The sequence below is a fragment of the Camelimonas fluminis genome (genome assembly GCF_014656355.1).
GTDB lineage: Bacteria > Pseudomonadota > Alphaproteobacteria > Rhizobiales > Beijerinckiaceae > Camelimonas > Camelimonas fluminis.
In genome coordinates this window covers 166,717-173,529 of sequence record NZ_BNCG01000008.1, presented here as the reverse complement: position 1 = coordinate 173,529, position 6,813 = coordinate 166,717, and the positions used below count along the sequence as shown (strand labels likewise).

At 58.7% G+C, this 6,813-nt stretch carries 7 protein-coding genes and 6 pseudogenes; 8 read left to right on the top strand and 5 right to left on the bottom strand.

Going from position 1 to position 6,813, the window contains the following annotated elements; genetic code table 11:
* Positions 1 to 240, bottom strand: a 240-nt coding sequence (locus IE243_RS23160; protein ID WP_210319846.1) for a hypothetical protein, incomplete at its 3' end; no start/stop codon positions are given.
* 734 nt (positions 241 to 974) lie between these two features.
* Here IE243_RS23160 and IE243_RS11345 point away from each other — a divergent pair.
* A pseudogene (locus IE243_RS11345) lies at positions 975 to 1,448 on the top strand (transposase family protein); the annotation flags it as partial.
* Here IE243_RS11345 and IE243_RS11340 read toward each other — a convergent pair.
* A pseudogene (locus IE243_RS11340) lies at positions 1,431 to 1,834 on the bottom strand (IS110 family transposase); the annotation flags it as partial. The pseudogenes IE243_RS11345 and IE243_RS11340 overlap by 18 nt on opposite strands.
* 145 nt (positions 1,835 to 1,979) lie before the next feature.
* Here IE243_RS11340 and IE243_RS23480 point away from each other — a divergent pair.
* Positions 1,980 to 2,399, top strand: a pseudogene (locus tag IE243_RS23480) (integrase core domain-containing protein); the annotation flags it as partial.
* Positions 2,400 to 2,568: 169 nt separating this feature from the next.
* Here the strand turns inward: IE243_RS23480 and IE243_RS11330 are convergent.
* The 3 pseudogenes from IE243_RS11330 to IE243_RS23930 all read right to left on the bottom strand — a co-directional run.
* Positions 2,569 to 2,832 (bottom strand): annotated as a pseudogene (locus IE243_RS11330) (transposase); the annotation flags it as partial.
* Positions 2,833 to 2,995: 163 nt separating this feature from the next.
* Positions 2,996 to 3,190, bottom strand: a pseudogene (locus tag IE243_RS23935) (IS3 family transposase); the annotation flags it as partial.
* Positions 3,177 to 3,484: pseudogene (locus IE243_RS23930) on the bottom strand (transposase); the annotation flags it as partial. The pseudogenes IE243_RS23930 and IE243_RS23935, both read right to left, overlap by 14 nt.
* Before the next feature lie 69 nt (positions 3,485 to 3,553).
* On the opposite strand from IE243_RS23930, the gene IE243_RS11320 reads away from it, so the two are divergent.
* From IE243_RS11320 to IE243_RS11295, 6 genes are all read left to right on the top strand, one after another.
* The gene (locus IE243_RS11320; protein ID WP_191319494.1) at positions 3,554 to 3,886 is read left to right on the top strand and encodes a hypothetical protein; all 333 of its coding nucleotides are present in this window, start codon (positions 3,554 to 3,556) and stop codon (positions 3,884 to 3,886) included.
* Between the two features lie 128 nt (positions 3,887 to 4,014).
* Positions 4,015 to 4,452: an antitoxin Xre/MbcA/ParS toxin-binding domain-containing protein gene (locus tag IE243_RS11315; RefSeq protein WP_191319493.1), complete on the top strand. Its 438-nt coding sequence runs from the start codon at positions 4,015 to 4,017 to the stop codon at positions 4,450 to 4,452.
* Positions 4,449 to 4,931 (top strand): RES family NAD+ phosphorylase, encoded by a 483-nt coding sequence (locus IE243_RS11310; protein ID WP_191319492.1) that lies wholly within the window; start codon positions 4,449 to 4,451, stop codon positions 4,929 to 4,931. Before IE243_RS11315 ends, IE243_RS11310 begins: the two co-directional genes overlap by 4 nt.
* Positions 4,932 to 5,110: 179 nt before the next feature.
* Positions 5,111 to 5,482 (top strand): hypothetical protein, encoded by a 372-nt coding sequence (locus tag IE243_RS11305; protein WP_191319491.1) that lies wholly within the window; start codon positions 5,111 to 5,113, stop codon positions 5,480 to 5,482.
* A 472-nt stretch (positions 5,483 to 5,954) separates the two neighbouring features.
* A complete protein-coding gene (locus tag IE243_RS11300) occupies positions 5,955 to 6,272 on the top strand; it encodes an antitoxin (RefSeq protein WP_373301658.1) in 318 nt (105 codons plus the stop codon).
* A complete protein-coding gene (locus tag IE243_RS11295; protein ID WP_191319490.1) occupies positions 6,269 to 6,673 on the top strand; it encodes a type II toxin-antitoxin system VapC family toxin in 405 nt (134 codons plus the stop codon). The genes IE243_RS11300 and IE243_RS11295 overlap by 4 nt, the downstream gene beginning before the upstream one ends.
* Positions 6,674 to 6,813: the final 140 nt, after the last annotated feature.

The following is a 6,813-nucleotide window of genomic DNA, read 5'->3' as shown; positions in this document are numbered from 1 at the left end:
GCCCCACCACAGCGTCTCACCCAGATTGTCGCGGAATCTCACCCTGTTTGTCGCGCGGCATTCTGGTCTCCCTGCTTCGACTTCTCCGGCTGGTGTCGCCCCATGGGTCACACGCTTCTCTTCGCGTTCGGCGCGTGGCCGCCGCATGATGGGGTCAGGAGGGTGAGGCGTCTCAATCTGTTTCACGACCTTGGGGTTTTGCCCCAGGTTCTGGACTCTCAACGAGATCGCCTTGCCCATCGTCCCCACGGGAACGATCCGGTTCTGCACAGCATCACGGGAAGCCGAAATCTCCCCTTCCAGGCAGGAGCCATTCCCGGCCCGGCGAACGCGCTCCTCAATAGTGGCACCCCCCATAACCGACGATGCGAAGACACACCGCATCCACAATTCGTGCTAGCGACGCGTGAAGGCGATCATCCTTAAATTTTAGCCGATCCCCCGCCCCTACCCTGACTGCCCTTTGCGCGGCGAATAGCCCTTGTGCGGCTGTATTCGCCCCCAAGATTTCGTGACGCCGTATATCTTCGGTTTGGCATCCATTGGGGAGGCATTGAATGCCTTAGTCGACATCCCCCAAACGGGTGACGATTGACCCAAAACGAGTATGGTAATTTGCGCAGATGGGTAATTTTGAGGCAAAGAACATGACCTTATGGACTGCGCTGTCCTGCGACGCGTGTGGGAACCAACTGCTGGAGAGAGTATCCAAGCTCCGGCGCTCCAAGCAGCTAAAGTGCCAATGCGGCATGAAAGTTCGCAATCCGTTTCTGGAAACAATTCCGGGAAAACGTCCCGCTTGCATACAAGACGACGTAACCTCTGAACTGGCCCCCATTTCACCGGACACTCAGGCGGTTACGGTTTGAGCAGCAATAAACTGGCGTGGCGAGAGCTCGCTTGGGAAAACTGGACAGGCCGGATAAGTGGAGGTTCTGCCTGACGGCGGCATGATGGCCGCGACAGGAGCGACCATTGCGAAACGACCGCGGCGGAACCACACGCCGGCTTTCAAGGCGAAGGTGGCCCTTGCAGCCGTGAGGGGCGAGAAGACGCTCGTCGAGCTGGCGCAGCGGTTTGACGTGCACCTGAACCTGATCACGCCATGGCGCAATCCGCTTCTCGATGGGGCTGCGGGCGTCTTCGACGGCGAGGCGAAGGGCGCAGCTCCGGCGATCGACGTGAAGACGCTTCATGCCAAAATCGGGGAGCTGACGCTTGAGAATGATTTTTTGTCCGGCGCGCTCGGGAAGGCCGGCCTTCTGAGCGCAGGGCAATGATCGACCGTCATCACGACCTGCCGCCGAGCCGGCAGGCGAAGGTTCTGGGGATCAGCCGGGGCAGCGTCTACTATCTGCCCCCGCGCTGTCCGGGCCGCCGATCTAGCCCTGATACGCCGGATCGATGCGCTGCACCTGGAATACCCCTTCGCCGGCGGCCAGCGGATCGACATATGCCTGGGTGGCGCCGATCCGCAGCATATGCAGGATGACCTGCGCATCCTTCGGATCGTTTTTGTCCCATCCATTGTGCAGCGCCTCTCGCGTGCGGGCGAGCGCGACCGAGGATATCAGCCGCAGCTCGTAACCATCCGCAAGAAGCCGGTAAGCAAGCGTGCGATGGTAGTTGCCGGTCGCCTCGAAGCCAACGATGACGGTCGTGCGATCGCGGAAAGCTCGGCAGACAGACGATCGTAGTTTGCCCTGGTAGCCAGCACGGTCATCCGCCGCCGGCGACCACCCTCTGGACGTTCGATCAGTAACTCCTGGCGGTGCTTCGACATGTCGATCGCTACCAGCACGGCCCCGGCGGGGGTAGAAACGCGGTTGGTCATGGTCGGCCTCGCTCCAAAGTGTTGTCTCGACAACCTCACTCTAGAGACCTGCTGGCCGGCCATGACCGTTGGCTGGCGGCGTGCTGCGCTACGCATGGCTCCGCGCACCGCCAGCCAACGGTTGACGCCCTTCCCAATGTGCTACGGTACCGAGTTCACCTCGATGGCAATCCTGCGCTGGCGCCAGGAGACCGGCGTCGCGTGGCATTACATCGCTCCCGGCAAGCCGACGCAGAACGCCTTCGTCGAGAGCTTCAACGGACGCTTCCGGGACGAGTGCCTCAATGACACGCTGTTCTCGACGCTCGCCGAGGCCCGCAGCGCCATCACCTCATGGAAGGAGGATTACAACCGCTACCGACCCCACTCGGCCCTCGGCAACATCACGCCCGCCGAGTTCGCCCTCAAATCCTCGCTGAAAAACAGGCCGCATGAGGCCAGAAATGAAACCCAAGACTCTCCCTCAGACCGGAGGAGAAAAGGGTCTCAGGTCAACTTGAAACACCCGCTTTGCAAGGTCAAGGCCGACAATGCTAACTTCCGTCATGGATGCACTCTCCTCTAAGTGACGTTCTCGCAAACATCGTGCCTGAACCACTTATTGGGAACGGGGTGTGCGGATCTCATCATGGCCTGGCTGCAACCGCAGTCCACTCGCGAGAGGCCGGATACATTTATGCAACTGGAGTCGTCATTTGCGATGTCGTGATCCCTTGCACGGACGAAACGGACCATACATTCTTTCCCAACAGGTCCTTCAGCGCCACGTTGTCGAACATGGCATCGGCCAACATACGCTTCAGACGACTGTTCTCGTCTTCAAGGGCCCGCAGCCGTTTGTCCCCGGACACCTCCATGTCGCCAAACCGCGCCTTCCACTTGTAGATGCTGGCGTCGCTGACCCCGTGCTTCCGGCAGAGCTCAGCCACCGGAATGCCGGACTCGTGCTCCTTCAGGATCGCGATGATCTGCTCTTCTGAAAATCGGGTGCGCTTCATACCTGGTCCTCTCAGCAGGGCCAGATCGAACTTCAAACCGGAATAGGGCACGGGGGCAACGTCACTCCAAATCTCGATTGCCGGATATGACAAACACAATGTCCTGCTTCAGGCGAACCACTTTTGAACCGCGCCGGGTTTGCCGGAGGCTATTTCGTTTGAGTCACGCCGCCATGGCTGGTTCGCTCAGCATGGCGTAGTAGCGCTCCTCGGCCTCGGCCGGCGGGATGTTGCCGATGGGTTCCAGCAGCCGGCGATTGTTGAGCCAGTCGACCCAGGTCAGCGTGGCGAACTCGACGGCCTCGAAGCTTCGCCAGGGTCCACGCCTATGGATGAGCTCCGCTTTGTAGAGGCCGTTGGGCAAAATACGCTGATGCCTTGCGCAAAATCTCGTTCGCTTGCCGAAGCTCCCGGTTCTCGCGTTCGAGCGCCTTGAGCTTGGCCGCCATATCCGTCGTCAGGCCGGGCTTGCGACCGCTATCGACTTCGGCCTTCTTCACCCACTCGGTCAGCGTCTGCGCCGTGCAGCCGATCTTGCCCGCGATCGACATGATCGTCGCCCAGCGCGACGGATGCCCGGCCTCATGATCCAGCACCATCCGCACCGCGCGCGCACCTCAGGCGAGAACTTGTTCGTCGTCTTGCTCGTCATCGCTCCACCTTCTCAGGAGTTGGAGCCTCCGACAAACCCGGCGCGGTTCACTTTCACACGGGCGACATCATGGCCACCAACCTCACGTGTGACGAACTGTCCGCATGCGAGGAACTGCGACCCGTGAACGTGATTCTCCCGCCCTCGGTACCGCCTGCAACCATCTCTGGTCTGCGCGAGCAGTTCACTGCTCTTGCCGCACTCAGCGAACAGATCAATGCCCTCCACGAAGACCGCGTGTCCACCACAAACACCGAGCGCTATGAATCGTTGACGTCGGCACATGGCCTAATCCGGTCAGCGGAATGGAAGATTGCAGTAAGGCGGCTCGTTGTTGCCTTCATGCTCGAGGCGGCTACGGGCGTGCCTCCACGGCGCTACCCTGAACCTGGCATATCCTAGAGAAAATGGCCCCCGACCAGGTCCCCGCGACTCACAAACAGTGCAGGGAGTTTTGGGCGTTACCTCAGGCCTGTCATTGCCATTCGGGCCACTTGGGTCTATATACAGGCTCAGTTGAGGTGATAGAGATGAATCCCCAGTTCGCAGCCACAGACATCAGCAGCGTTCTTGGCCTCAGAGGCCAGCCAACGGCGACATCTGTATTTTCGTTAATGGAGACAATCGATCGTGGCCTTCCCGTTGCCGCGCTCGACCGTGTAGCGGGTCTTGTTGCGCCTGGTGACGCGCTGTTCAAATACCGGGTGGTTCCAAAGGCGAGCTATGGCCGCCGAAGAACTGCCCACCGGCTATCTGTAGAGGAAGGCCTCAAGCTGACCCGGCTTGCCCGCGTGTGGAGCCTCGCCCGCGACGTATGGAGGACCGACGCATCCGCCCGCGATTTCCTGTTCAGACCCCATGCAATGCTGCAGGGAAATAAGCCAGTTGAAGTCGCCTTGCGAAATGAAATCGGGACGGAGCTGGTGCTCGATATCCTCTCCCGGCTCAAATACGGCGTCGCGGCTTGAGCCCTCAAAAGCTAGATCGTACCCTCAAGGCCTACCGCATCGGTGACCCCAACGGCGCCTTCCCAATTTTCGATGCCACGGGCTCTACAATTGCCCCAGGAAGATGGAACACTCCTGGAAGCCCGATGATATACGCTGCCGCGAATTTTTCGACAGCACTCCTCGAAAAGCTGATCTACGGCAGCGGGCAAATTCCACCAAACCAGCACTATGTTGAAATTACAATTCCGGCCGGGGTCACCTACGAGGTTCTTCCTGAACCTTTGGTGCCTGGGTGGGACGCCAGCCCCCCAACTGTCTCGAAGGCCTTCGGTGACACATGGTCGAAGGAACGACGGAGTCTGATCCTGATCGTTCCAAGCGTCGTAGCCCGGATTGATCGGAATATTCTAATCAATCCTGCCCACCCAGATTTCGGAAAAATCGAAACCGGACTTCATGTGCCGGTGTACTGGGACCAACGGCTATTTGAGCCATAAGCGGAACCAGGCAGGAGGATCACTCACTGCCTTCCGTGGAAAACCTCATCATCGAGTTGCCCGACGCGACCCGACATGACTGTGAACACCGGGAATAAAGTGGGCCATTATCTGGCGCGTTTCACCGGGCTAAAAGTATGCCAGTCCTGCTAGACCTCCGTTTTTGGCGAAGGCTGAGGATGAAGAGAGTGGAGCTTTGTCAGAAGGTTCGCCGGGCCGTTCTTATTGCTGGCGACAGCCGCCGCAAGACGGCCACGTATTTTGGCATCAGCCGCAAGACGGTCGACAAGATGCTCAAGTTTCCCGAGCCACCCGCCCATGACCGCTCAGGCGTCATATACAGCCGCAAGCTGGCCGGCTTTACGGCAATCATTGATGGCATACTGGAGGCAGACCGGACGGTTCACTCCAAACAGCGCCATACCGGGAACCGGATATTTGAACGTCTTCGCGATGAACATGGCTTCAGCGGCGGGATCTCAATTGTCCGCGCCTATGTATCGCGGGCGCGCCTGCGCAGCCGTGAAGTGTTCATTCCCCTGATGCACTGATCCATTGCAAACAGAAATCTTCTGACGCTTGTGTGGCGAGGGGCGCATCGTCCGTCTCCGTGAGTGACGGACTCTACTCAAATCTGGAGGAAAATCAGGGTCGCAGGTCAGAATCCGGACGGGTTCAAAATCCCGCAAGTTGCTCCGCAAGAGGATGGATGCAGAGATGAACAAGACAAGCAGCATCCAGATTCCCTGGCGCTCACAGCTGCGACATCCGAAAACAGCACTGCGGGACGGCTCCTATTTTTACGGGATTCCCAAAGCCACATCGACCGCCCTCAGGGCGGTCTTTTTTCGCCAGCCGCCCCCCTACAAACCGTCACGCTCCAGCTATCCCGTTTATTCTCGGTGATTATTCCCACTTGAACTTTCAGGAAACGCACGGTCGTGAACTGGCGTCAGGTCGGCCCCTCGTTGATAGCTACTGACACATGGGATATACATTGTATCGCCCAACAGGGAGGCAATCATGTCCGCCAAGCCACGAGCGCCACAATCTCCCCGACAAAACATGCGGGCGAAGATCGTTGAAACGGAGCGCGAGACCAGAATTTTTCGCACCAACAGGAGCCTGGCAGTCCGGCTACCGCCCGACTTCGGCACTGCAGGTGACGCTGTCCGCATTGTCAGGGATGGCGAACGCCTGATCATCGAACCCGTCGGAAAAGGAAACAGCGTACTCACATTGCTCGCTGAATGGGCAAAGGAGCAGCCACCACATGAAAGAGACCAGTTCCCCGTCGACCTGAACGAAAGCCTCCTCCCCCTCCCGGATGTCGATATATGACAATTCAATATCTGCTGGATACGAACGTCATCTCCGAGCTCATGCGCAATCCTGCCGGGAAAGCCGCGCAACGCCTGGCCGAAATCGGTGACGCTGGTATCGCCATCAGCATAGTCACAGCCGCAGAACTCAGGTATGGCGCAGCAAAAAAGGGCTCTCGGAAGCTCACGGAAAAAGTGGAAGCGATCCTATCAAGAGTGCCGATCATCGCTCTCGAAATTCCGGCAGATGCCAAATATGGGGAAATTCGCTTCGCACTTGAAAAAACCGGAAAACCAATTGGCCCAAATGACCTGCTCATAGCTGCACACGCGAAAGCGCTTGGCGGAACGCTCGTCACCGCAAATCTCTCGGAATTCAAACGGGTCGAGGACCTGAATGTAGAGAACTGGATCGAGTAAAATGAGCCGACTCCGATAATCGACACCTGCAATTTGCAGGCCGATATTCGGTGCCTCACGTTCATCAGGGCCTGGCCTCCGCCGCGTCCACCCAGAATGACAGCGGGCCGCCCATCGTAGGCGGTCCCGTTTTTTACCCC

What these genes read in the sequence shown, in the direction of transcription:
- IE243_RS11300 (WP_373301658.1), top strand. Translation starts at nt 5,955, where the DNA reads ATGTCCGCCAAGCCACGAGCGCCACAATCTCCCCGACAAAACATGCGG.
- IE243_RS11320 (WP_191319494.1), top strand. Translation starts at nt 3,554, where the DNA reads ATGGCCACCAACCTCACGTGTGACGAACTGTCCGCATGCGAGGAACTG.
- IE243_RS11305 (WP_191319491.1), top strand. Translation starts at nt 5,111, where the DNA reads ATGAAGAGAGTGGAGCTTTGTCAGAAGGTTCGCCGGGCCGTTCTTATT.
- IE243_RS11295 (WP_191319490.1), top strand. Translation starts at nt 6,269, where the DNA reads ATGACAATTCAATATCTGCTGGATACGAACGTCATCTCCGAGCTCATG.
- IE243_RS11315 (WP_191319493.1), top strand. Translation starts at nt 4,015, where the DNA reads ATGAATCCCCAGTTCGCAGCCACAGACATCAGCAGCGTTCTTGGCCTC.